This window comes from Micromonospora sp. NPDC049366, from assembly GCF_044466625.1.
Lineage (GTDB): Bacteria > Actinomycetota > Actinomycetes > Mycobacteriales > Micromonosporaceae > Micromonospora.
Genome location: NZ_JBITMV010000025.1, coordinates 60,849 through 85,650 on the forward strand (window position 1 = coordinate 60,849; position 24,802 = coordinate 85,650).

Here is a 24,802-nt window from a genome sequence, read left to right on the forward strand (position 1 = left end):
GGCCCCACCCGCCCTTCGCGTCGATCATGAAGTTGTTGCCCTCGTCATCGGCGTCGAGGCAACAACTTCGTGATCAACGGGGTGAGGGGGCGGTGGAGAGCTGGGAGAGGGCTGGTCCGGGGCGGTGAATTTGCTGACAAACCGGCGCGCAGGGTGGTCGGTTGGTGAATTCCGTGGCAATCCTGGGGACCATGGCCCCACCCCGCTCGCCGCTCTCGCGGCTGTTCACCGTGCTGCTCGCCGGCGCACTCGCCGGCCTCGTCCTGGCCGTGGCCGCGCTGCCCGGCAACCTGCTGCTCGGGTTCGCCACCAGGTCGGCGCTCGGTACGTACGCCGCGCTCCCGGCCGCGCTGAAGACCCCGGCCACCCCACAGCGCTCCTACCTGTACGCCAACGACGGCAAGACGTTGATCACCACGTTCTACGACGTGAACCGGACCGACGTCCCGCTGTCGGAGATCGCGCCGGTCATGCGCCAGGCCATCGTGGCAGCCGAGGACCGACGGTTCTACTCGCACGGCGGCGCGGACCTCCGGGGCCTGTTCCGCGCGCTGGTCGCGAACGTGAAGGGCGGCGGCACCGAGCAGGGCGGCTCGACGCTCACCATGCAGTACGTCCGCAACGTGCTGAAGACCGACCCGAGCCGCACCGCCGAGGAGCGGGCCGCGGCCACCGACCAGAACGTGGGGCGAAAGCTCCAGGAGATCCGGTACGCCTCCGCGCTGGAGCAGAGCCTCAGCAAGGACGATATCCTCAACCGGTACCTGAACATCGCGTACTTCGGCGCCGGGGCGTACGGCATCGGCGCCGCCAGCCAGCGCTACTTCGCCAAATCCCCGGCCGACCTGACGCTGGCAGAGTCGGCCCTGCTCGCCGGCCTGGTGCAGTCGCCGGAGGCGTACAACCCGATCGACGGTGACCGGGACGCGGCGCTGCAGCGCCGGTCGTACGTGCTGGACTCGATGGTCGAGACCGGGGCGATCACCGCCCAGCAGGCCGCCCAGGCGAAGGCCGAGAAGCTCACCCTGCACCCGACCGCGCAGCCGAACGGCTGTACCGCCGTGGCCCAGGGCCACGACGACTGGGGCTACTTCTGCGACTACCTGCGCCGCTGGTGGATGGCCCAGCCGGCGTTCGGCGCGACCGCCCAGGAGCGGGAGCAGGCCCTGCGCCGCGGCGGCTACACGGTGATCACCTCCCTGGACCCGCAGGTCCAGAGCACCGCGCAGAAGCAGGCCACGGCCGTCTACGGGTACGACAACAAGCGGGCGCTGCCGATCGCCGCGGTCGAACCGGGCACCGGTCGTGTGCTCGCGATGGCGGTCAACCGGCACTACAGCCTGGCCCAGAACCCGGCCGGGCAGGTCAACTACCCGAACACCGTCAACCCGCTGATCTCCGGCGGCGGCGGTGTCGACGGCTACCAGGCCGGCTCCACGTTCAAACTCTTCACCATGCTCGCCGCGCTGGAGTCCGGCCGGACCCTGTCCACCGGCTTCGACGCGCCCAGCAAGCTGCCCACCCGATACCCGGCCGAAGGCGAGGGCACCTGCGACGGCCACTGGTGCCCGGCCAACGCCAACCCGGAGTGGATGGACGGCTACCGGATGATGTGGGACGGCTTCGGCCGCTCCGTGAACACCTACTTCGTCTGGCTCGCCGAGCAGGTCGGCCAGGACAAGGTGGTCGAGATGGCGCAGCGGCTGGGCATCACGTTCCGGGCCGACGCCGACGCGCGGTTCGCCGCGAACGACGCCGCCGACTGGGGGTCCTTCACGCTCGGCGTGGCCGCCACCACCCCGCTCGACCTGGCCAACGCGTACGCCACGGTGGCCGCCGAGGGCATGTACTGCACGCCGCTGCCGGTGGTCTCGGTCCGCACGGCGGACGGCGAGCGGGTGCCGGTGGGTGACCCGTCCTGCAAGCGGGTGCTCGACACCGACGTCGCCCGGGCCGCCACCGACGCGGCCCGCTGCCCGGTCGGCCAGCAGTCGCCGTACGGGCAGTGCAACGGCGGTACGGCGACCTCGGTGGACCGGATCCTCGACGGCCGTCCGGTCGCCGGCAAGACCGGTAGCTCGGAGGAGAACGCCACCGAGACGTTCGTCGGCTTCACCCCGCAGGTCGCGGTGGCCGGGATCGCCGCCAACCCGGACGACCCGAGGGATTCCGTCGGCTCCGCCGTGCAGGCCAAGGTGATCGACGCGGTCGCCCGGGTGATCGCCACCGCCGTCAAGGGGCAGCCGGAGAAGGCGTTCGCCGCGCCCAGCCGGGCGTTGGCCGGCGAGCCGCACCGTCCGGTGAAGCCACCGGTGACGCAGCAGCCGCGGCGGGACGCCGAGGACGACCCGCGCTCGCTGCTGGACCGCTGGCTCGACCGCCGGGGCTGACCCGCGCTCGCGGCGCGGTCCGCGTTCGTGCGGCCGGCGTCGCGGTGCGGGTGTGCCCGCGCCGGTGGGTGCGTTTGATGTCGCTATGGCAGCAGCAGATGCACCCACCGGCGCCGCACGGAGGCCCGCCGCGCGGCGCCCGCGATGGGGCGTCCGGGACGGCGGCCGCGACGGGCGTCCGCCACGGCGGTGTCCGTCACCGGGCGCCGGTGCGGCGGGCCGCACCGGCGCCGTCGCGTTCAGCTCGCGGTGCAGGTGGGGGTGAGGGTGCCGGCGGTGCCGTTGGCCTGGAAGCCGAACTCCGTCGTCTGTCCGGCCCCGATCCGGCCGTTGTAGGCGACGTTGCGGAACTGCACGGCCCCGCTGGTGGCGCTGGGCGTCGCGTTCCACGTGTTGACCAGTGACGCGCCGGAGGGCAGGGTCAGCGCCACCGTCCAGGCGTTGGTGCCGGACGCGCCCGCGGTGACCCGGATGGTCGCGACGAAGCCGCCGGTCCAGGAGTTGAGCGTGACCGACGCGGTGCACCCGTCACCGGTCGGCGGTGGCGTGGTGGTCGGCGGCGGGGTGGTCGTCGGCGGGGTGGTGCCGCCGCCGTTGAGGGCGTTCAACGTCGACGTGTACGCCAGCTTCTTGTTGCCGGAGCCGTCGAACAGCAGCGGTGTGCCGCTGGCCCGCCACGAGTCGCTGTCCCGGATGCCCCACACCGTGATGCCCGCGCATCGGGCGACGGCGAGGCAGGCCCGCACCACGCGGCCGTAGTTGTCCGCCTGGGCCTGCCCGGAGCCCTCGATGTCCAGTTCGGTGATCTGCACCTCGACGCCCAGGTTCGCGAAGCGCTGGAGGTTGGCCTGGTAGTCGGAGGGCACCGGGCTCTGGGGGTTGAAGTGCGACTGGAAGCCGACGCAGTCGATCGGGACACCCCGGGCCTTGAAGTCCTGGACCATCGCGTAGACGGCGTTGCTCTTCGCGTTCTGCCCGTCGGTGTTGTAGTCGTTGTAGCAGAGCTTCGCGTCCGGGTCGGCCGCCCGGGCGGTGCGGAAGGCGACCTCGATCCAGTCGTTGCCGGTGCGCTGGAGGTTGGAGTCGCGCCGGGTGCCGCTGCCGCCGTCGGCGAACGCCTCGTTCACCACGTCCCACGAGTCGATCTTGCCGCGGTAGTAGGTCGCCACCCGGGTGATGTGGTTGACCATCGCCGAACGCAGGGCGCTCCCGGAGAGGCTCTGCGCCCAGCCGGGCTGCTGCTGGTGCCAGGCCAGCGCGTGTCCCCGTACCCGCATCCCGTTGGCCCGGGCGTGGTTCACGATCCGGTCGGCGTTGCCGAAGGTGAAGTTGTTCTGCGACGGTTCGGTCGCGTCCCACTTCATCTCGTTCTCGGCGGTCACCGAGTTGAACTCACGGTTGAGGATGCCCACGTACGTGCCGTCGGAGAGCTTGTTGGCCGCCACGGCGGTGCCGAAGTAGCGGCCGCTCTCGGCGGCGGACGCGCCGAGGGTGGTGCCGGCGCTGGCGCTGGGGGCCAGGGCGATCGTGGCCCCGGCGAGGAGGGTGCCCGTCGCGGCGAGGACCAGCGCGACACGCCGTCCCGTCCGCGCGTGGGCCGGTCGGTCCGACCGGACCGGAGGGTTGTTCATGGGATACCTTTCGAGTCTGGCGACGATGGATCACGGCCTCGGCCCCGCGCTGCCCATCCGCGCCGGCCCGGCCGTGCGGGCGGCCACCGGAGGCCTCTGCTGCCCGCGTGCTCCGGCTCATCACCCAACTCATCCGCGCAGATCGATGTTAGCCCCGGCGTTCCGGAAGACTCAACCCCCGGCTGGTGGCCGTTGCCCGTGCCGATTGCGGGCCCCGGCGGCGGGCCCGGTTCCTGACGAGCGTGTTCGCGAGCGCCGCCCGCCACCTCGGACCGGAAAATTTCCGGAACATCGAGGGAGTTTGACCGCTGGTCACGAGCGCGTGGGCCCGACACCGGGGCCGTCCGACCGGCGCGGGGGCGTCCGGCAGAATCGTCGGATGCCCGTCCACCAGATCACCGACCCGGACGACGAGCGGATCGCCGACTACCGTGCCCTGACCGACGTCGAGCTGCGTACCCGCTGGGAGCCGCCGCACGGGCTGTTCATCGCCGAGGGCGAGTTGGTGCTGCGCCGCGCGCTGCGCGCCGGCTATCCCGCCCGGTCGTATCTGGTCGACGCCAAGCGGGTCGACCAGCTCGCCGACCTGGACACCGGGGAGGCACCGGTCTACGCGGCGTCCCCGCAGGTGCTGCAGCAGGCCACCGGCTTCCACGTCCACCGCGGGGTGCTGGCGTCGTTCCGGCGCAAGCCGCTGCCCACCGCCGCCGAGGTGCTCGCCGACGCGCGCCGGGTGGTCGTCCTGGAGGACGTCAACAACCACACCAACCTCGGTGCGATCTTCCGGGGGGCCGCCGCGCTCGGCGTGGACGCGGTGCTGTTGTCGCCGACCTGCGCCGACCCGCTCTACCGGCGCAGTGTGCGGGTCAGCATGGGTGAGGTCTTCGCGGTGCCGTACGCGAAGCTCGACCGCTGGCCCGGCGGCCTGGACCAGGTCCGGGAGGCCGGTTTCACCGTGCTGGCCATGACGCCCGCGCCGGACGCCGTACCGATGCAGCGGTTGACCCCGGCGCAGCGGGAGCGGGCGGCGCTGCTGCTCGGCGCCGAGGGCCCGGGGCTCACCGCGGCGGCCCAGGCGGCCAGCGATCTGCGCGTGGTGCTGCCGATGCGGCGCGGCGTGGATTCGTTGAACGTCGCCGCCGCCGCGGCGGTCGCGTTCTGGGAGCTGGGGCGCGACGATCCGCCGTTCGGCGGCGAGTAGATCGCATCCGCTTGCATGGGCATGCGATTCATTGCATAATTTTCCCCGTGTCCAAGGTTCTCACCTCCCTGCCCATCGGCGAACGTGTCGGCATCGCCTTCTCCGGCGGCCTCGACACCTCGGTCGCGGTCGCGTGGATGCGCGACAAGGGCGCGATTCCCTGCGCCTACACCGCCGACATCGGCCAGTACGACGAGCCCGACATCGCCTCGGTGCCGGGCCGTGCGCTCAGCTACGGCGCTGAGCTCGGCCGCCTGGTCGACTGCCGCGCCGCCCTGGTCGAGGAGGGGCTCGCCGCGCTGACCTGCGGCGCCTTCCACATCCGCTCGGGCGGGCGGGCGTACTTCAACACGACCCCGCTGGGCCGGGCGGTGACCGGCACCCTGCTGGTGCGGGCGATGGTCGCCGACGACGTTCAGATCTGGGGTGACGGCTCGACCTTCAAGGGCAACGACATCGAGCGGTTCTACCGCTACGGCCTGCTGGCCAACCCGCAGCTGCGGATCTACAAGCCGTGGCTCGACACCGCCTTCGTCACCGAGCTGGGTGGGCGTAAGGAGATGTCGGAGTGGCTGCTGGAGCGCGGCCTGCCCTACCGGGACAGCACCGAGAAGGCCTACTCCACCGACGCCAACATCTGGGGCGCCACGCACGAGGCGAAGACCCTGGAGCACCTCGACACCGGCATCGAGACGGTCAACCCGATCATGGGGGTCCGGTTCTGGGACCCGTCGGTGGAGATCCCGACCGAGGACGTCACCATCGGCTTCGACCAGGGCCGCCCGGTCACCATCAACGGCAAGGAGTTCGGCAGCGCCGTCGACCTGGTGCTGGAGGCCAACGCCATCGGCGGCCGGCACGGCCTGGGCATGTCGGACCAGATCGAGAACCGGATCATCGAGGCCAAGAGCCGGGGCATCTACGAGGCGCCCGGCATGGCGCTGCTGCACGCCGCGTACGAACGGTTGGTCAACGCCATCCACAACGAGGACACCCTGGCGAACTACCACAACGAGGGCCGCCGCCTCGGCCGCCTCATGTACGAGGGCCGCTGGCTGGACCCGCAGGCGCTGATGCTGCGCGAGTCGTTGCAGCGCTGGGTCGGCACGGCCGTCACTGGTGAGGTGACGTTGCGGCTGCGTCGGGGCGAGGACTACTCGATCCTCGACACCACCGGCCCGGCGTTCAGCTACCACCCCGACAAGCTGTCGATGGAGCGTACCGAGGACTCGGCGTTCGGCCCGTCGGACCGCATCGGCCAGCTCACCATGCGCAACCTGGACATCGCCGACTCGCGGGCGAAGCTGGAGCAGTACGCCAACCTCGGCATGGTCGGCGGCGCGACCCCCCAGCGGATGGTGGGCGCGGCGCAGGCGGCCTCGACCGGGCTGATCGGCGCGATGCCGCAGGGTGGCGCGGAGGCCATCGCCTCCCGGGGCGTCGCCTCCGCCGACGACGAGGCACTCGACCGCGCCGCGATGGAGTTCGGCGTCGACTGATCGCCGAGACCGCGGTCAGGCAACGGGCCGCGCCCGCTGGGGCGCGGCCCGACGGGGTTGCCGCGGGTCAGGCGAAGTACGTCGACCAGAGGTTGTGCGACGGCCAGCTGGTCACGGCCCGGGAGGCGGTCCACAGTGCCGAGTCGATCTCGCTGTAGCTGAGCCCGGACGGGTCGTCGCGCTGGTTGAAGACCACCGCCCAGCTCATCCCGTGGTAGGTGCGCACGAGGAGGCTGTAGGTGCCGGGCATGCTGCCGGTGTGCCAGGTGTTGCGGCCGGTGCCGCCGCTGACCGGGCGGACCTGCCAGCCCAGGCCGTAGTACCAGCCGTTGGCGTTGACCCCGACGGTGGGCACCGCGAAGATCCGGCCGAGCGAGGTGGCGTTGAACAGGGTGCTGCCGGTGTCGAAGGCCGAGGCCCAGCGGACCAGGTCGACGGCGGACGCGATCCAGCCTCCGTTCGCGTCCTGCAGGCGCATGCTGAAGGTGCCGTACGGCGCCGGCACCGTCGAGCCCGAGCCGTCCAGGACGGTCGGCCCGCTGTACTGCGAGCGGTAGCCCACCTCGCCGCTGTGCCGGGCGATGGTCCAGCCGCTCGCCATCCGGGTGATCTTCAGCGGGGCGAGGAGCTTCTGCTTCACGTACGTCTCGTAGGGCAGCCCGCTGACCGCCTCGATGACCCGGCCGGCCAGCAGGTAGCCGTAGTTGCTGTAGGAGACCGTCGAGCCGGGGTTGTGGACCAGCGGCTGTCCGTTCATGAACCGGATGATGTCCTTGTGGTACAGCTCCATCGGCACGCCCAGCGCCTGCGCGATGATCCGGTCCTTGAACAGCGGGTCGAACGCCGTCTGGTCCCGGTCCCAACCGCCGGTGTGCTGCAGCAGGCGCCACATGGTGACCGATGGCAGCCGCGGATCCACGGCCTGCCCGGGCGGCGGGGTGAGATCGAGGTGCTTGGCGATCGAGTCGCCGAGGGTGAGCTTGCCGTCCTGGGCGAGCCGGACGATCGCCGCCGCCGTCAGCGACTTCGACACGCTGGCCACCCGGAACAGCGACGTCGGCTGGATCGTCTCCGGGGAGTTGTTGCCGTAGCCACGGGCGAGCACGAGCCGGCCCTGGTAGGTCACCGCGAGCTGCCCGGCGGAGATCCCCCGCGCCTGCATGAAGCTCTTCATCGTGTCGTCGAAGGAACGCAGCGCGGTGACCGCGGTTCCGGTGGCGGTCCAGGTGGTCGCCGCGGCGGCCGGCAGCCCGACGCCGGTGCTGGCGGCCAGGGTCCCCGCGCCGGCGGCGCCCACCAGCTTTCCGAATGTCCGGCGGCTGACCTTCATCCCGTCCATGCCCGTCCTCCCGTTTTGATCACGATCACCGGGCACGCTACTGGAGAAGATCGTTTCGGTGGGGGCAGGTCGTGCCGCCCGGCGGCTCCCGACGGCGGCGCGGGCGGGCAGCCGGACGTGACGGTCGAGTTCCGGGGTCACGCAGGGTAGCGTGGCGGCCGTGTTCCCTACCGTCCGTGAGGTCCTGGCCCTGGACCCCGTCCGCCACGGCGCCCCGCGCCTGGTCGCCGGCGACGCCGGGCTGGACCGGCCGGTGCGCTGGGTGCACGTGGCGGAGGTGCCGGACATCGCGACCCTGCTGGGCGGGGGTGAGTTGGTGCTCACCACCGGCATCGGGCTGCCGGGTGACGACGCGGGGCTGCGGGCGTTCATCGGTGACCTGGCCGACGTGGGCGTCTCCGGCCTGGTGGTGGAGCTGGGCCGCCGGTACGGCAGCGCGGTGCCCCGCGTGATGGCCGCGGCGGCCGAGCGGCGTGGGCTGCCGCTGGTGGAGCTGCGCCGGGCCACCCCGTTCGTCCGGATCACCGAGGCGGTGCACGCGCTGATCGTGGACGCCCAGCTCACCGAGCTGCGGGCGACGGAGGAGATCCACCAGCGGTTCACCGACCTGTCGGTGGAGGGCGCCGGGCCGGGCGAGGTGGTGCGGCAGGCCGCCGAGCTGTCCGGCTGCCCGGTGGTGTTGGAGAACCTGTCCCGGCAGGTGCTCGCGTACGACCCGGCGGGGGAGAGCGCCGAGCTGCTGCTCGACGCCTGGGAGCAGCATTCGCGGCGGATCCGCCCGGCCGGGCGGACGGCGTACGACGCGGACAACGGCTGGTTGGTCACCGCCGTCGGCGCGCGGGGCCAGGACTGGGGGCGGCTGCTGCTGCGCTGGCCGGCGGGGGGTGACCTGACCTCGATGCCGTCGCGCCGCCCCGACGCGGGGCCGGAGGACGATTCGCGCCCGCCCGGGAGCGTGCCGCCGACCCGGTTGACCATCCTGGTGGAGCGGGCCGCCTCCACGCTCGCGTTGGGTCGACTGATCCGCCGGGACGCGGAGGGGCTGGAACGGCAGATCCACCGCACCCTGCTCACCGCGCTGCTCGACCACTCCCGTCCGGTGGACGAGGTGGCGCTGCGCGCCAAGGCGCTCGGCGTGGTGCTGGAGCGCCGGCACCTCGTCGGGGTGATGGTGCGGCCGCGCGCCGACGAGGCGGCGGGGGAGAGCGGACCGTCGACCGATCTCGGCGACCCGGGCGCGGGCACCGCGCCGGCCCGGCTGCGCGACCTCGCCGAGGCGGTCGGGCAGGCGCTGCACGAGGCGAAGCTGACGGCGCTGACCAGCGTGGTCGACGATCAGGCGGTCGGGGCGCTGCTCGCCCTGCCCGACGCGGCGGCGGAGGAGCGGGCGCTGACGGCGTTCGCCACCGCGCTGCGTCGTACCCGCCCGGATGACCCGACCGCCCGCGCGGACGCGGGGCCGGCCCGCGCCGCGGCGGCGGTGCCCCGTCAGGACGCGCGGCGCTCGGACGGGCGGGCCGGCTCCGGTCGCCCCGCCGCGGTGATCATCGCGGCCGGGTCGGGGGTGGGCAGCCTGCGCGAGGCGCGCCGGTCGTTGATCGAGGCCCGCCAGATCGCGGACGCGGCTCGCCGGGACCGCCGGGATCTGCCGATCTTCCGCCTGCCGCACGTCGGGCTGGCGGGGCTGCTGCATCTGCTCCGGGAGGAGCCGAGGGTGCAGACCTTCGTCGAGCGGGAGCTGGGTGCGCTGCTGGCGTACGACGCGCAGCACCCCCGAGAGCAGCTGCTCGGCACGCTGCGCGCGTATCTCGAACAGGGCCGGAACAAGTCGGCGGCGGCCGCCGCGGCGCACCTGTCCCGGCCGGCCTTCTATGAGCGGCTGGCCCGGATCGGCCGCATCCTCGACGCCGATCTCGACTCGGTCGACGCCTGCCTCTCCCTGCACGTCGCGCTGCTGGCCCTGGACGCGATCCGCACCCCCTGACCAGCCCACTGCCGCGCCGGGGGCCGCGAGCGGGTGGGCGGTCAGGTCAGGGTGGACAGGACCTTGGTGTAGGTGGCGGGGACGTGGTCGGGGCCGCCGCCGGGGGTGAACACGTCGGAGGTGGCGATCGCCGACCAGGCGGTGTCGGGCACGGCGTCGACCAGGGCGCGGACCACCGGGGCGTCGCGCCACTGCTCCTGCTCGGCGAGCAGGCTCAGCGCCACCACCGACTCCTCCACCTCGCCGACGCACTCGAACGGCTTGTGCCCGTCCACGCCGAGCAGCTCCCGGTAGCCGGGGATCTGCGCGGGGTCGGCGAGCAGGTCACCACCGAAGATGTGGGTGATCCGCTCGCGGGGCATGAACGGCGCCAGGGCGAGGAACACGAACCGGCACTTCGGGCAGTCGCGGCACCAGCGCTCGCTCGGGTCGTGCAGCTTGAAGGCGGCGTTGCAGCTGGTCACCACGTCGTCGTAGCGGTCGATGCCGGCGAACAGCCGGGCGATGTGCAGCTCCGACAGGGAGCGCAGCAGCGAGAAGTACGGCTCGGTCAGCCCGGCGTGCTCGGCCAGCGCCGCCCGCAGCAGCCCCTCCGCCTCGACCCCCTTGGACCACTGGTGGTTGATCTCGTGACCGTTCCAGATCAGGTTCGGGTCGGACGCGGACCGCTCGTTGGACATCACCACCGGACCCAGCCCGTGCAGCACCGAGGTGGCGACGGCGATCAGCGAGTTGATCGCGGTGACCGGGATGTGCCCGTTGCGGGCGCCCGCCGCGTTCAACTCGAACAGCACCGGGTCGATCCGGCGGCGGGCGGCGAGCGGGGTGAGCCCGGACGCCTCGTTGACCGAGATGATCACGTGGTTCGGGTTGACCGAGAACGGCACCGGATCGAAGCCGGCCCGGCGCAGCGCCTCCAACGAGACGATCGAGTCCTTGCCCCCGCCGACCGCCGACAGCGGCCGCCGCTCGGAGTTGTCCAGCTGGGCGGCGGGCTTCACCGACCCGTCCGGGATCTCCGGCGTCAGCGCCAGGACGTGCGGCAGCTGGTTGCGGTACGCGTACTCCGCCAGGCCCTTGGTGTAGATCGCGGTGACCAGCGCGGCGGCGGCCGGGCCCAGCGGCGCCGGCAGCACCAGCCGGCCCGGCGCGGCGGCCTTGTAGTAGCTGACCCCGGCGACGACGTGCAGCAGCTCCAGGACCCGCCCCAGGGCGGCGACCGTCTCGTCGGACGGCGGGGTCTCCGGCAGCGGGAGCGTGATCACTTCGGTGAATCGCTGCTCCCCGGCGGGACCGGTCAGAGCGTAGTCGAACAGGGCCTCGCCGGTGGAGAGGTCGATCGAGTAGGACGGGAAGGTGAAGGCGTCCATCCGCCGCAGCTGCTCGTAGCGCACACGCCATACTAGGCCCTGGTTCGTCCTGCCGTGCCCGGCTGTGCCGGACCCGGCCCCCGACGGCCCGCCGGCCGTCGCCCCGCTCCGGAGGAGAACACCTGTGCGCCTGTCTGACCTGCGCGGACGCTCCGTCGCCGTCTGGGGAGCCGGCCGGGAGGGCCGGGCCGCGGTGACCGCGATCGCCGCTCACGGCCCGGCCGACCTCGTCGCCGTCGACGACAGCGCCAACTTCCTCTCGCTGCCCTGGGACGGCCCGCTGGCCGCGGCGGCGCCGCTGGTCACCGGCGAGGAGGGGTTCGCGCGGCTGGCCGCCGCCGATGTCGTGGTCCGCTCGCCCGGAGTGCCGCAGACCCACCCGTGGCTGGTGGAGCTGCGCCGCCTGGGCGTACCGATCACCCAGGGCACCGCGCTGTGGATGGCCGACCACGCCGCCCGGACCGTCGGGGTCACCGGCAGCAAGGGCAAGAGCACCACGTCGAGCCTGATCAGCCACCTGCTGACCGCCGTGGACCGGCCCAACGTCTTCGGCGGCAACATCGGCGTGCCGACGCTCGACCTGCCCGAGGCCGAGCTGTACGTGCTGGAACTGTCCAGCTACCAGTGCAGCGACCTGACCGACTCGCCCCGCGTGGCGGCGGTCACCGCCCTGTTCCCCGAGCACCTGGACGCGCACGGCGGCGAGCGGGAGTACTACCGGGACAAGCTCAACCTGCTCGCGCACGGGCCGCAGACCATCGTGGTCAACGGGGCCGACCCGCGGCTCGCCGCCGAGCTGGGCGACCGCCCCGCCGTACGCGCCGGCGCGTCGGACACCACCCACGTCGCCACCGGCCCCGACGGCACGCCCTGGTTCCACCTCGGCGACCAGCCGCTCTTCCCGCGCGCGGTGCTGCCGCTGGTCGGCCGGCACAACGAGGGCAACCTGTGCGTGGCGCTCGCCGTGCTCGACGCGCTCGGAGTGGACGTGGTCGACCGCAAGGACACCCTCGCGGTCGCGGTCGCCGAGTTCCAGGGGCTGGCCCACCGGCTCACCGAGATCGCCGACCCGTCCGGGCTGACGTTCGTCGACGACACGCTCGCCACCAGCCCGTACGCGGCCATGCACGCGATCGACGCGTACGAGGGGCGGCCGCTGACCGTGATCGTCGGCGGCAACGACCGAGGGCTGGACTACACCCCGCTGCGGGAGCACCTGGCCGAGCGGGAGATCACCGTCATCGGCATCCCGGACAGCGGCCCCCGGATCGTCGAGGCGCTCACCGGGCTGCCCGCGGTGCGTACGGAGATCGCCGAGGACCTGGTCGCCGCGGTGGGGCTGTCCCGCAAGCTCACCCCGGCCGGCGGGGTGGTGCTGCTCTCGCCCGCCGCGCCCAGCTACGGCCGGTTCCGCAACTACGAGCACCGCTCCGAGGTCTTCGCCGAGGCGGTACGCGACACGGCCCGCTGACACCGGCTGCTGGTCTTCGCCTGAGAGCCGCGCCGGCGGTGCGGGTCACGCCTCCCGGGTCAGGGTGGCGTGCAGGGCTCGCATCGAGCGGATCGCCGAGCGGATCTCCTGGAGGTAGCGGCCCGGGGTCAGCGTCGGCTCCGGCAGCCGCGCCAGGTCGGGCAGGGCGGGGTCGACGCCGACCGTGTCGATCCCGCACCCGTACGGCACGGCGAGGGTACGCAACGCGTCGCAGTGCTGGAACGGCACGTAGATCGCGGCGGTGACCAGCAGCACCGGATCGCCCGCGGTGAGTCGGGCGTGCCCGGCCCAGAACCGCTGGGTGTCGGCGGTGTGGGCGCGGCGCCGCTCGGGCTCGCTGGACGGGGCGGCCAGCACCCGCACGGGTGGGGGGCCCGCCGGCCGGTAGGTCCGCGACGACCAGGAGTGGTGCGGGTGCCCGGCGTCCAGACCGTCCTCCTCGTCCGGCGCCGTCACCCCGAACGCGAGCCGGACCGCGGCGTCGAGCGCGTCGACCTCGGTGTCGCAGCCGGTCACCCCGGCGTCGGCCAGCGCGCTCCGTTCCGGCCCGGACAGCGGGCGGTAGCTGCCGAGCACCGCGACCTCGCCGCGCACCTCGGTGCCGGCGCGCAGCAGGTGGGCCGCGTACGCGACCCGGCGAAGGCAGGCGTGTGCCAGCCCGCCGAGCACCACGAGGTGGGCGTAGTCGGCGCGGGCCGGCGCCTGCGGCCGGACCAGGCCGAGCGTGGTGGCGGCGGCGAGGACCTGCGCGGCGGTGGCCGGGTCGAGCGCCGGCTCGCGGGCCTCGGGCCGCTCCCGGCCGCCCCGGAAGTCCCAGTGACGCGCGGAGAAGTCGTCCAGCCCGGCGAGAACGCCGGCGAGGTCGCCGGCCGGCCAGTCGCCGCCGAAGCGGGCCACCAGCCCGCGCAGCGGCGCCGCGTCGACCCAGCCGCAGATGCCCTCGGTGATCGCCGTGCCGTCGCCGGGCAGCGTGCCACCGGGCAGTGGCAGCGGTACGGGGGTGAGCACGGGCGGCGGGGGGAGGTCGGCGCCGGGCGACGGTGGGGCGGAACGCTCGGGCACGGTCCGGATCGTACCGGCCGGGGCTCCGGCCGTCGGACGCGTTCGCTGCCGCACGACGCCGACGATGGCGATTCCTGTCTACGCTGGGCGGCACAAGTCGATTGGGGGCGCTCGATGGCGGGTGACACGGTCCGTCGGCGGTTCAAGGGACGGGGTGATTCGTCCGACGGCCTGGTCCGTCTGGTGGCGCACACCGACCCGGTGGCGTTGGTCGGCATCACCGTGTCGATCGCGCTCACCCTCATGCTCGACCTCACCAACGCCGCCTCCGGGGTCGAGTCCCTGCTGGCCGGCCTGATGGGGATCACGATCTCGTTGCTGGTGGACTCGCTGGCCCGTGCGGAGCGCCGGTTCCACCTGCGTACGCTGCTGGACGGCCCGCCCTGGCTCGTCCGGACCACCACACAGCTCGCCGAGGCGATGCGGGAGGCGGTTGACCAGCACGCCGGCACTCGGGTCGCGGCGGAGGCCCAGCAGCGTTACGAGCAGTTCCGGTTGGAGGCCGAGCAGTTCGCGCAGGGCCGGATCATCCGGCGCGGGGACGAGGACGAGGATCTGATCGGCGCGACCCGGAGCTGTGTTCGTCGGCTGGACGCGCTGACCAACGTCGTGCCCCGGGTCAGCGGGGAGCTGAGCTGGTGGCGGAGTGAGATCGGCCGGCGTTACTGGGAGACGAACCGGGCGGCCCTGGAGCGGGGCGTCCGGATCACCCGGGTCTTCGTCTACGTCAGATTGACCGACGACCTGTCCGAATTGGTGGAGCAGCAGCGCCGGGCCGGGGTGCGGGTGGGTCTGCTGCCGCTCGGTGTGGTCAGCCCGCAACTGCATGTCAATCTGGCAATCTGGGACGGGTCGAGCTGCTGGGAGGCACGGATGACCGCACACGGCGAGATCGGTGAGAACCAGTTCTCGGTCAACGCGTCGGATGTCAGTCGGCTCACCAGGGTGTTCGACATCTGCAAGAACGCCGCGACCTTCCAGGACTGACGGCCCCGTCGGGGCGGAGACGGGTGAGCCATGACGTGGAGTGCGGTCCTGCTGGTGACGGCCGTGGTCTGGGCGATCAGCGTGATCCGCTCGGTCCGGCTCCGGGCGCTGGTCTACAGCCTTCCGTTGCCGATGACGCTCGCCCTCGTCAGCACCGGCCACCCGGTCGACGGGGCGCAGTTGCTCGGCGTGCTGGGGCTCAACCTCTTCTTCGTCACCGTCGCGGTCACCCACCAGCGACTGCGCTGGCCGATCCTGATCGCCGACGGCGCGGGAATCGCCGTCTACGTGGCGTTGAGCGCGGGCCTGCTGGCCGTACCGGTTCCGTTCGAGGGCGCCCTGGCGGGCATGCTGATGCTCTGGTCGGCGGCGATGCTGGTGCTGCGCCGCCGGGCCCGGTCGGGTGTGGAGACCGCCGGCGCCGACGGGTCGACCGATGCCCGTCGGGACGGTTTGCCGGCGCTGCTCAAGCTGGTGGTGATCTTCGTCGGGGCGCTGCTCACCGGGCTGCTCGGCGGCCTGCTGCGTGGCATGGTGGTGACCTTCCCCTACTCGGGGGTGCTGGTCGCGATCGAAGCCCGCCGTCAGTTGGCCGACTTCAGTCGGCACTTCGCTCGCAACAGCCTGGCACTGGTCGGGTTCCTCACCGCCTACCACTACCTCCAGGATGTCTCGCCGGCCGTGGCGCTGGGCGGCGGCTGGGTGGCCTTCGCGCTGGTCGCTGGCGCGCTGCACCTACGGCCACGCCGCCGTGCCGCCGCGGCGGGGCCCACCGACGTGCCCGGCCCCGCCGTCGTGTCGCAGGCCGAGCGCAGTGGCCCGGCGTCCACCGAGCCCGCAGGGCGGGCCCCCGGTGACCCGACCCGCACCGACGCGACGTCCGCCGCCGTCGCGAAACCCGCCACCCCGCCCGGCACCGCTCCGGAGCGCAATGCGGGCCCGGCTGCGTCGCCTGGCGGTGGACCGCAGATTCCGAACGGCACGACGTCGTTCCGCCCGAACGGCCGGCCCCGGCTACCCCTGCGGGGTGTCGATCCACCCGTGGCCCGCTGAGGACCGCCGGTTCCCCGGCCCGGCGTCCGGCACCTGGGGATCAAGCTCGGCGGGCGGCGGTGAGGTGACCAGGTGCGCGATGAGCGTGAGCGGCTCGGCGTAGGCGGCCCAGTCGAGGCCGTCGACGCTCAGTGTGGCGCGGCGGCGAACGCCGTCCACCGCGCCCACCCGCACGATCTCGGCCAGCAGGTCGTACGACCACGCCGCACCGAGCAGCGCGCGCAGCTCGGGCACCTCGGGGCGGAGCAGCGCCAATGCGCCGACGAGGGCGGCGGCGGCCCAGTTGGAGGTGCCGCCCACCAGCAGCGCGTCCGCGTCCACGACGCAGCGGATCTGTTCCCCCGAGGCGACGACCCGGCCGACCAGGTCGGCGGGTAGCCGGCCCATGCCCAGCTCGTTGCCGCCGTCGCCGATGCCGATCCGGAAGGCACGGCCGGCGGTGTAGAGCTGCTCCAGGGGGGCGGTGTGCCCGCTGATGTCCTCGCCGCGCATGTTGCGGTGCCGGCCGTCGCGTCCGGGCCCGACCCGTTCGCACGCGATCACATGGGTCAGCCGGCGGTATCGGGGAAGCAGGGAGCCGGCCCACTCGTCGTATCCGTTCAGGGGCGCGACGTCGACGGGTAGACCCGGCGTGGCGGCGGCGACGGCCGCCTCGACCACCAGCGCGCAGGGCTCGTCGGTGACCAGCCGGACCTGGCATCCGAGGAGGCGCAGCGCCGCGGCGATCTGGATCGCTCCGAGCGGGCCGTCGGTCTCCGCCGCGGGTGGTTCGGCGCCCGGGATGAAGAAGCCGGTGAACACCGCGACGTCCGGTGTGGCGTGCCCGGCGAGCGATCTGGCCGCGGCGAGCAGCCCGCCCGCCGCGGGTACGGCCAGTGCCTCGCTGCCGCGACCCACCTCTCGTGCGGCGATCCGTTCCAGCTGGGCGATCGTCTGCTCGACTCGCACCGCGTGCCTCCCGGCGACAGTGGACGGCCCCAGGCTAGCGCTGCTCCGCCAGGGTGCGGATCCAGTGGTGAATGGCGGTGTCAGCAGTCGGGAAGGGCCGCAGATGGTTGTTCTGGCTCCGGAAATCGTCGGGCGAAGGCTTGACGTTCTGTCAGGCCCGGCGGATGCTCGCGCTACACGCTGACACTTGTCCCGCTCCGGCGGCGGTGAAAGCGTGCGGTAACCGCGAACCGAAGGGTGCGACGATGACCACCGACGATCTGCTGGCCCGACACCGGGCGGTCCTCCCGTCCTGGATGCCGCTGTACTACGACGATCCGATCGAGCTGGTCTCCGGCGCGGGCCGCCGGGTGACCGACGCGCGGGGCCGCACCTACCTGGACTTCTTCGGCGGCGTGTTGACCAACATGATCGGCTACGACATCCCGGAGATCCGGGAGGCCGTCGAGCGGCAGCTGCGGACCGGGATCGTGCACAGCTCGACGCTCTATCTGATCCGCCAGCAGGTCGAGTTGGCCGAGAAGGTGGCCCGACTCTCCGGCATCCCGGACGCCCGCGTGTTCTTCACCAACTCCGGCACCGAGGCGAACGAGGCCGCGCTCCTGACGGCCACCAACCACCGCCGCTCGCACCAGGTCCTGGCCGTGCGCAACAGCTACCACGGCCGGTCGTACGCGGCGATGGGTGTCACCGGCAACCGGGGCTGGTCGGCGAGTCCGCTCAACCCGCTCCAGGTGGCCTGGTTGCACTCAGGGGAGCGGCTGCGCGGTCTGCTGTCCCGGTTGGACGCCGACGAGCAGGTCGACGCCGCCGTGGAGGACCTGCGCGAGGTCCTCGCCACCCAGACCGCCGGGGACGTGGCCGCGTTGATCGCCGAGCCGATCCAGGGTGTCGGCGGTTTCGTGCACCCGCCGGACGGTCTCTTCGCCGCGTGGAAGAAGGTGCTGGACGAGACGGGCATCCTCTTCATCGCCGACGAGGTGCAGACCGGTTGGGGGCGCACCGGGGAGCACTTCTGGGGCTACCAGGCGCACGGCGTCACACCCGACCTGCTCACCTTCGCCAAGGGCATCGGCAACGGGTTCGCCCTCGCCGGTGTGGTCGGCCGGGCCGAGGTGCTGGAGTCGGTGCCGGCGATCAGCTTCTCCACGTTCGGCGGCAACCCGGTCTCCACGGCCGCCGGCAACGCGGTGCTCGACTACCTGCTCGACCACGACCTGCAGGCGAACGCGGCCCGTACCGGGGCGATCCTCGCCGACGGACTGCGGGCCGCGGTGGCCGGCCTCGACTGCGTCGCCGAGGTACGCGGCAAGGGGCTGATGCTCGCCGTCGAGTTCGTCCGCCCGGGCGGCAACGAGCCGGATCCGGCCCGCACGGTGCGGGCGTTCGAGGCGTGCCGGGCCGGTGGCCTGCTGGTCGGCAAGGGTGGACTGCACGGCAACGTGCTGCGGTTGGGGCCGCCGCTGACGTTGACCGAGGACGAGGCGCGGGAGGGCCTGGCCATCCTGGTCGACGCGATCCGCACCGCGGCGGAGGTGCCGGCATGACCACCGCGATCGGGCACTTCGTCGACGGCAAGCGGTTCGCCGGGACCGCCGAGCGGCGCGGGGACGTGTTCGACCCGGCCACCGGTCGGCGTACCGGGGAGGTGGCGCTGGCCTCGGCCGCGGACGTCGCGGTGGCCGTGGACGCGGCGGCCCGCGCGGCCCGGGCCTGGCGGGACGCGTCGCTGGCGAGGCGGACGGCCGTGCTGTTCGCGTTCCGCGAGCTGGTGCACGCCCGGCGCGACCGCCTCGCCGAGGTGATCACCGCCGAGCACGGCAAGGTGCTCGCCGACGCCGCCGGCGAGGTGCAGCGCGGCCTGGAGGTCATCGAGTACGCCTGCGGCATCCCCTCGGCGTTGCGTGGCGCGTTCAGCGAGAACGTCTCCACCGAGGTGGACTCGTACACGCTGCGCCAGCCGCTCGGGGTGGTCGCGGTGATCTCGCCGTTCAACTTCCCGGTGATGGTGCCGCTGTGGTTCGTCCCGGTGGCGGTGGCGTGCGGCAACGCGGTGGTGCTCAAGCCGAGCGAGAAGGACCCGAGCGCGGCGTTGCTGCTGGCCGAGTGGTTCGTCGAGGCCGGGCTGCCCGACGGTGTGCTGAACGTGGTCAACGGCGACAAGGAGGCGGTCGACGCGTTGTTGGGCCATCCGGAGGTGCGGGCGGTGTCGTTCGTCGGCTCGACCCCGATCGCCCGGTACGTCTACCAGCGCGGCACCGCCGCCGGGAAGCGGGTGCAGGCGTTGGGCGGGGCGAAGAACCACATGGTGGTGCTGCCGGACGCCGACCTGGATCTCGCCGCCGACGCGGCGGTGAACGCCGGGTTCGGCTCGGCGGGGGAACGGTGCATGGCCATCTCCGCGCTGGTCGCGGTCGAGCCGGTCGCGGACGCCCTGGTCGCGAAGATCGCCGAGCGGGTGGCGGGGTTGCGCACCGGCGACGGCCGGCGGGGCTGCGACATGGGGCCGCTGGTCACCGCTGCGCACGCGGCCCGGGTGCGCTCGTACGTCGAGTCGGGGGTGACGGCCGGCGCCGTGCCGGTGGTGGACGGCCGGGACGTCGAGCCGGACGGCGACCCGGACGGGTTCTGGCTGGGTCCGACCCTCTTCGACCACGTGACGCCGAACATGTCGATCTACACCGATGAGATCTTCGGTCCGGTGCTCAGCGTGCTGCGGGTCGGTTCGTACGACGAGGCGTTGGAGCTTGTCAACGCCAACCCGTACGGCAACGGCACGGCGATCTTCACGAACGACGGGGGAGCGGCCCGTCGCTACCAGCACGAGGTGGAGGTCGGCATGGTCGGGATCAACGTGCCGATCCCGGTGCCGATGGCGTACCACTCCTTCGGCGGCTGGAAGTCGTCGCTCTTCGGTGACCTGAACGCGCACGGCGAGGACGGCGTGCGGTTCTTCACCCGCGGCAAGGTGGTCACCAGCCGGTGGCTGGACCCTCGGCACGGTGGCGTCAACCTCGGTTTCCCGACCCAGACCTGACCGACCCGCCCTCGCGCCGGCCCCGGTGCAGCACCACGGGGCCGGCGCGTCGTCGTGTCCGGGGCCACTGCCGCGCGGCGGCCGGACCGGTTCGGTAACTGTTCGATGTCCAGGTCTTGAAGTCCGCGTGCGCCTGTCGTAGAAATTCTTCAGCAAGGTTCTCGAAAATGAAGAATTCCCCCTGCGCCCTCGTCCGGCGGCCGTCATCCCCCAGTCACCGACGGTCGCCCGGCCCGAACCGAGGAGAGAGCATGAACAGGCGTGACATCCTGCGGCGCAGCGCCGCCGCCGGCCTGCTGGCCACCCCCGCGGCCGGCCTGCTCACCGGCTGCGCCACCGGCGGTGGTGGCGACGACGACGCGAAGGTCTACCAGGGCACCAAGAGCGAGCAGAACCCGCTCGGTGTCGCCGAGGACGCCCCGCTCGAAGTGGTGATCTTCAACGGCGGCTTCGGCGAGGAGTACGCGAAGGCCCACGAGACCATGTACGAGCAGCGGTACCCGAAGGCCACGGTGAAGCACTCGGCGACCCAGGAGATCAGCAAGACGCTCCAGCCGCGCTTCGTCGACGGCACCCCGCCCGACGTGGTCAACAACTCCGGCGCCGGCCAGATCGACTTCAACGGCCTGGTCTCCCAGAACGCCCTCGCCGACCTCGGTGAGCTGCTCGCCGCCCCGAGCCTCGACGTTCCCGGCAAGACGGTCAAGGACACCCTGCTGCCCGGCGCGGTCGACGTCGGTTCGTACGACGGCCGGTTCCTGGTGCTCAACTACACCTACACCGTCTACGGCATCTGGCACTCCACCAAGCTCTTCGCCGACCGCGGCTGGTCGTACGCGAAGACCTGGGACGACCACATCGCGCTCTGCAAGCAGATCAAGGCCGCCGGCATCGCCCCCTGGACGTACGCCGGCCTGCACCCGCGCTACATGAGCTGGCCGCTGATCTCGACGGCGGTCAAGTTCGGCGGCCCCACCGTCGCGCTGGCCATCGACAACCTGGAGCCGAACGCCTGGAGATCCGACGCCATGAAGGCGGCCGCCGACGCCTGGCACCAGATCGTCAAGGACAGGTACATCCTGGAGGGCTCGCCGGGCCTGGACCACAAGCAGTCGCAAACCGCCTGGTGCCAGGGCAAGGCCGCCTTCATCTCGTGCGGGTCGTGGCTGGAGAGCGAGCAGAAGGACGTCACCCCGGCCGGGTTCAACATGACGGTCGCGCCGACCCCCAGCCTCGGCAGCGGCGACAAACTGCCCTTCGAGGCGGTCCGGGGCACGGCCGGTGAGCCGTTCATGGTGCCGGCCAAGGCCCGCAACCGCGCCGGCGGCCTGGAGTACTTCCGGGTGATGCTCTCCAAGGCCGGCGCCCAGGACTTCACCCGCAAGGTGTCCAGCCTGACCGTGGTGGCCGGCGCGACGGAGGGCGTGGAGTTGCCGTACGGGCTGAGCTCCGTGGTCAAGGCGCTGGAGGCGTCCGGCGCCAACGGCTTCAACTGGGTCTACAACAACTACTACCGCAAGCTGGAGCGCAACCTCGTCGACGCGGCGTGCGGCGAGTTCTTCAGCGGCCGCATCGGCCCGGCCGAGTTCCTCGACCAGTGCCAGAAGGGCGCCGACTCGATCGCCCAGGACAGCTCGGTCAAGAAGTACAAGCGGGCCGCGTGACGCACCTCCGGTGCGGGCGCGGCGCGCGCCCGCACCGGACGCCCCCGGGGAAGAGGTCCTCACCGTGAGACATGGCAAGTACCCGCTGATCGTCACCTTCCTGGTGCCGCCGGTGCTGCTCTACGTCGTCTTCGTCGTCTCGCCGTACCTGCAGGCGTTCCAGATCTCCACCACCGACTGGCTCGGCTACTCGGCCGACGCCAACCCGGTGGGGCTGGCGAACTTCCGGGCGCTCTGGCACGACGACTACGTGTGGAACGCGCTGAAGAACAACGTTGTCCTGCTCGCGCTCGTGCCGGTGCTGACCATCGTGCTCGGGCTCTTCTTCGCCACGATGCTCACGATGGGTGGGCGCGGCGGTCGCGCGGGCGTGACCGGCGTACGCGGCACCGCGGTCTACCGTACGGTCTACTTCTTTCCGCAGGTGCTCTCGGTGGTGATCATCGCGCTGCTGTGGAAGGAGGTCTACCACCCCAACCAGGGCCTGCTCACCAGTGCGTTGAAGGGCCTGGGCCTCTCGTCGCCGACCTGGCTCGGCGACCCGCGTACGGCCTTCTGGTGCGTGCTGGCCGTCATGGTCTGGAGCAACGTCGGCTTCTACGTGGTGCTCTTCGGCGCGGCGATGTCGGCGATCCCGAAGGAGATCTACGAGGCGGTCATGCTCGACGGCGCCACCCGGTTCACCACGCTGCGCCGCATCACCCTGCCGCTGCTCTGGGACACCGTCCAGGTGGCCTGGGTCTACCTGGCGATCTTCGCGCTCGACGGGTTCATCCTGGTGCAGTTGATGACCAACGGTGGTCCGAACTTCTCCACCGACGTCATCGGTGTGCGGATGTACGACACCGCGTTCGGCAGCGAGACCAAGTTCGGCTACGCCTCGGCCATCGGCGTGGTGATGTTCTTCCTGACCCTGTCGGTGGCGGTCCTCGCGCTGCGGACCAGCCGGCGTGAGCGGATCGAGTACTCGTGACCACACTGGACAGAGCCGCACCGGCCACGACCGAGCCCGAGCCGACGACCGGCGATCGCCCGGTACGCCGCGAGATCGGCGTCGCCAACGTCTTCTCGCACGGCTTCCTGGTGCTCTGGGGCGCGCTGACCGTGCTGCCGCTGCTGTGGATGGTGCTCAGTTCGTTCAAGACCAACGGCGAGATCCTGGCCGACCCGTGGGGGCTGCCGTCGGCGCTGCGCTTCGACAACTGGGCGCGGGCGTGGAGCGAGGCGCACATCGGCCGGTACTTCCTGAACAGCATCGTGGTGGTCGCCGGCTCGGTCGGCCTCACCATGCTGATGGGCGCCGCGGCCGCGTACGTCTTCGCCCGGTACGAGTTCCGGGGCCGGCAGTTCGTCTACTACCTGTTCGTCGGCGGGCTGATGTTCCCGGTCTTCCTCGCCCTGGTGCCGCTCTTCTTCGTGGTGCGCAACGCCGGCCTGTTCAACACCTGGACCGGGCTGATCCTGGTCTACTCGGCGTACTCGCTGCCGTTCACGGTCTTCTTCCTGACCGCGTTCTTCCGCACCCTGCCGACCTCGGTGGCGGAGGCCGCGCTGGTCGACGGGTGCGGCCACTTCCGGCTGTTCTTCCGGGTGATGCTGCCGATGGCCCGCCCGGGATTGATCAGCGTCGGGATCTTCAACTTCCTCAGCCACTGGAACCAGTTCCTGCTGCCGCAGGTGCTGATGCAGGGCGACGACTCCAAGTGGGTGCTGGCCCAGGGACTGTTCGCGCTCTCGGTCAGCCAGGGGTACGCCGGCGACTACGCGCGGCTCTTCGCCGGACTCACGATCGCGGTGCTGCCGGTGCTCGTGGTCTACCTCGTGTTCCAACGTCAGGTGCAGTCCGGGTTGACGGCGGGCCAGCTCAAGTGAGGTGTCGCGGTTGACTGGTAGGGAATCTCCTACCTATTGTGGCCGCATGACCGTGACCCACGTGAAGATCGTCTCCGTGCCCGTGCGGGACCAGGACCGGGCCCGCGACTTCTACCTCGACGTCCTCGGCTTCGACCTGATCTTCGACAACCCGATGGGGCCCGCCGGCCGCTGGGTCCAGGTCGCCCCGAAGGGCGCGGCCACCGCCCTGACCCTGGTCACCTGGTTCCCCAGCATGCCGCCCGGCTCGCTCAAGGGCCTGGTGTTCGAGACCGACGACCTCGACGGCGACGTCGCGCAGCTGCGCGAGCGCGGTGTCGTGCTCGCCGACGGCGGCATCCAGGACGCGCCCTGGGGCCGATACGTCACCTTCGACGACCCCGACGGCAACGGCATCGTCCTCCAGTCCACCCGTGTCTGAGCCGGACGTCTTCGCGGCGCTGGCCAACCCCACCCGGCGGGAGCTGCTGCGACTGCTCCTGGAGCAGGGCGAGCAGCCGGTGCAGCGGCTCGCCGACCACTTCGACATGCGCCGCCCGAGCCTGTCCGAGCACCTGCGGGCGCTCAAGGACGCCGGCCTGGTCGGCGAGCGACCCGTCGGGCGGCAGCGGCTCTACTCGCTGCGGCCGGAGCCGCTGCGGGAGGTGGCCGACTGGCTCGGCCCGTACGAGCGGCTCTGGCGCGGGCGCCTCAGCGCGCTGGGTGACGTCCTCGACGAGCTGCCCGATGAGTGACCCGGGCACCGTCGAGGTCGACCAGTTCCTGCCCCACCCGCCGGTCAAGGTCTGGCGGGCGTTGACCGATTTTGATCTGCTCGGCCGCTGGCTGATGCCGAACGACTTCGCGCCCGTCGTCGGGCACCGGTTCACGTTCCGCACCGACCCGCGACCGGGCCAGGACTTCGACGGTACGGTGCACTGCGAGGTGCTCGACCTGGATCCGCCGCGCCTGCTGCGCTGGGCCTGGCGGGGCGGCCGGCTGGACACCGTGGTCACCTGGACGCTCGTCCCCGAGGGGCGGGGCACCCGGCTGTTCCTCGAACACACCGGCTTCGACCCCGACGACCCGCTCCAGGCGCGCACCCGTGACCTCCTCGGCGGCGGCTGGCGCTCCCACGTCCTGTCCCGCCTGCACGCCCTCCTGACCGAGACCCCCTGACCCCCACCCACCCCCGAGTAGGGGGGTGTCCCTATGGGTTTCGTCAAGCGGGGACGGGGCTGGTGGGGCGGGGTTGGTAGGGGATCTTGTCGCGGAGCATGGCGAACAGGACGTC

General features: G+C 72.2%; 20 protein-coding genes. 15 read left to right on the forward strand and 5 right to left on the reverse strand.

The features are described from left to right. The first annotated feature begins 191 nt into the window (after positions 1–191). Positions 192–2,390 (forward strand): transglycosylase domain-containing protein, encoded by a 2,199-nt coding sequence (locus ACIBTV_RS28570; protein WP_396709862.1) that lies wholly within the window; start codon positions 192–194, stop codon positions 2,388–2,390. Between the two features lie 239 nt (positions 2,391–2,629). Here ACIBTV_RS28570 and ACIBTV_RS28575 read toward each other — a convergent pair whose 3' ends face one another. Then, complete coding sequence (locus tag ACIBTV_RS28575; protein WP_396709824.1) at positions 2,630–4,021, reverse strand: endo-1,4-beta-xylanase; 1,392 nt, start codon at positions 4,019–4,021, stop codon at positions 2,630–2,632. A gap of 379 nt (positions 4,022–4,400) precedes the next feature. Here ACIBTV_RS28575 and ACIBTV_RS28580 point away from each other — a divergent pair, with 379 nt between their 5' ends. Both ACIBTV_RS28580 and argG read left to right on the forward strand, forming a co-directional pair. Next, positions 4,401–5,222, forward strand: coding sequence for a TrmH family RNA methyltransferase (locus tag ACIBTV_RS28580; protein WP_396709825.1), 822 nt, complete (start codon positions 4,401–4,403; stop codon positions 5,220–5,222). 47 nt (positions 5,223–5,269) lie between these two features. Next, positions 5,270–6,721 carry an argininosuccinate synthase gene (gene argG, locus ACIBTV_RS28585; protein ID WP_396709827.1) on the forward strand — a complete coding sequence of 484 codons (1,452 nt, stop codon included), beginning with the start codon at positions 5,270–5,272 and terminating at the stop codon, positions 6,719–6,721. A gap of 67 nt (positions 6,722–6,788) precedes the next feature. Here argG and ACIBTV_RS28590 read toward each other — a convergent pair whose 3' ends face one another. Beyond that, positions 6,789–8,060 (reverse strand): serine hydrolase domain-containing protein, encoded by a 1,272-nt coding sequence (locus ACIBTV_RS28590; RefSeq protein ID WP_396709829.1) that lies wholly within the window; start codon positions 8,058–8,060, stop codon positions 6,789–6,791. Between the two features lie 160 nt (positions 8,061–8,220). On the opposite strand from ACIBTV_RS28590, the gene ACIBTV_RS28595 reads away from it, so the two are divergent. Then, positions 8,221–10,044: a PucR family transcriptional regulator gene (locus ACIBTV_RS28595; protein ID WP_396709831.1), complete on the forward strand. Its 1,824-nt coding sequence runs from the start codon at positions 8,221–8,223 to the stop codon at positions 10,042–10,044. A gap of 41 nt (positions 10,045–10,085) precedes the next feature. Here the strand turns inward: ACIBTV_RS28595 and ACIBTV_RS28600 are convergent, their stop codons facing one another. Then, the gene (locus ACIBTV_RS28600) at positions 10,086–11,438 is read right to left on the reverse strand and encodes a hypothetical protein (RefSeq protein ID WP_396709833.1); all 1,353 of its coding nucleotides are present in this window, start codon (positions 11,436–11,438) and stop codon (positions 10,086–10,088) included. Between the two features lie 100 nt (positions 11,439–11,538). Here ACIBTV_RS28600 and murD point away from each other — a divergent pair, with 100 nt between their 5' ends. After that, entirely contained in the window at positions 11,539–12,885 is a 1,347-nt protein-coding gene (gene murD, locus ACIBTV_RS28605) for a UDP-N-acetylmuramoyl-L-alanine--D-glutamate ligase (RefSeq protein WP_396709834.1), read from the forward strand. A gap of 45 nt (positions 12,886–12,930) precedes the next feature. On the opposite strand, the gene ACIBTV_RS28610 is transcribed toward murD, so the two are convergent. Continuing rightward, positions 12,931–13,968, reverse strand: coding sequence for a hypothetical protein (locus ACIBTV_RS28610; protein ID WP_396709836.1), 1,038 nt, complete (start codon positions 13,966–13,968; stop codon positions 12,931–12,933). A gap of 114 nt (positions 13,969–14,082) precedes the next feature. On the opposite strand from ACIBTV_RS28610, the gene ACIBTV_RS28615 reads away from it, so the two are divergent. Both ACIBTV_RS28615 and ACIBTV_RS28620 read left to right on the forward strand, forming a co-directional pair. Beyond that, positions 14,083–14,955 (forward strand): hypothetical protein, encoded by an 873-nt coding sequence (locus ACIBTV_RS28615; RefSeq protein ID WP_396709837.1) that lies wholly within the window; start codon positions 14,083–14,085, stop codon positions 14,953–14,955. 30 nt (positions 14,956–14,985) lie between these two features. After that, positions 14,986–16,008, forward strand: a complete 1,023-nt coding sequence (locus tag ACIBTV_RS28620) for a hypothetical protein (protein WP_396709839.1) — start codon at positions 14,986–14,988, stop codon at positions 16,006–16,008. Here the strand turns inward: ACIBTV_RS28620 and ACIBTV_RS28625 are convergent. Further along, on the reverse strand, positions 15,970–16,956 hold the full coding sequence (locus ACIBTV_RS28625) for a glutamate cyclase domain-containing protein (protein WP_396709841.1): 987 nt from the start codon (positions 16,954–16,956) through the stop codon (positions 15,970–15,972). The two genes, ACIBTV_RS28620 and ACIBTV_RS28625, sit on opposite strands and share 39 nt — an antisense overlap. A gap of 245 nt (positions 16,957–17,201) precedes the next feature. Between ACIBTV_RS28625 and ACIBTV_RS28630 the strand changes: the two genes are divergently transcribed. The 8 genes from ACIBTV_RS28630 to ACIBTV_RS28665 all read left to right on the forward strand — a co-directional run bounded on the left by ACIBTV_RS28630 (position 17,202) and on the right by ACIBTV_RS28665 (position 24,687). Beyond that, on the forward strand, positions 17,202–18,503 hold the full coding sequence (locus ACIBTV_RS28630; protein ID WP_396709843.1) for an aspartate aminotransferase family protein: 1,302 nt from the start codon (positions 17,202–17,204) through the stop codon (positions 18,501–18,503). Then, complete coding sequence (locus tag ACIBTV_RS28635) at positions 18,500–19,993, forward strand: CoA-acylating methylmalonate-semialdehyde dehydrogenase (protein ID WP_396709844.1); 1,494 nt, start codon at positions 18,500–18,502, stop codon at positions 19,991–19,993. Before ACIBTV_RS28630 ends, ACIBTV_RS28635 begins: the two co-directional genes overlap by 4 nt. 251 nt (positions 19,994–20,244) lie before the next feature. Next, positions 20,245–21,657 carry an N-acetylglucosamine/diacetylchitobiose ABC transporter substrate-binding protein gene (ngcE, locus tag ACIBTV_RS28640; RefSeq protein ID WP_396709846.1) on the forward strand — a complete coding sequence of 471 codons (1,413 nt, stop codon included), beginning with the start codon at positions 20,245–20,247 and terminating at the stop codon, positions 21,655–21,657. Positions 21,658–21,721: 64 nt separating this feature from the next. After that, on the forward strand, positions 21,722–22,630 hold the full coding sequence (locus tag ACIBTV_RS28645; RefSeq protein WP_396709848.1) for a carbohydrate ABC transporter permease: 909 nt from the start codon (positions 21,722–21,724) through the stop codon (positions 22,628–22,630). Then, positions 22,627–23,529: a carbohydrate ABC transporter permease gene (locus ACIBTV_RS28650; protein ID WP_396709851.1), complete on the forward strand. Its 903-nt coding sequence runs from the start codon at positions 22,627–22,629 to the stop codon at positions 23,527–23,529. Before ACIBTV_RS28645 ends, ACIBTV_RS28650 begins: the two co-directional genes overlap by 4 nt. 46 nt (positions 23,530–23,575) lie before the next feature. Continuing rightward, a complete protein-coding gene (locus ACIBTV_RS28655) occupies positions 23,576–23,950 on the forward strand; it encodes a VOC family protein (protein WP_396709853.1) in 375 nt (124 codons plus the stop codon). Then, positions 23,943–24,263 carry an ArsR/SmtB family transcription factor gene (locus tag ACIBTV_RS28660; protein WP_396709855.1) on the forward strand — a complete coding sequence of 107 codons (321 nt, stop codon included), beginning with the start codon at positions 23,943–23,945 and terminating at the stop codon, positions 24,261–24,263. Before ACIBTV_RS28655 ends, ACIBTV_RS28660 begins: the two co-directional genes overlap by 8 nt. Further along, a complete protein-coding gene (locus ACIBTV_RS28665; protein WP_396709857.1) occupies positions 24,256–24,687 on the forward strand; it encodes an SRPBCC domain-containing protein in 432 nt (143 codons plus the stop codon). Before ACIBTV_RS28660 ends, ACIBTV_RS28665 begins: the two co-directional genes overlap by 8 nt. Positions 24,688–24,802: the final 115 nt, after the last annotated feature.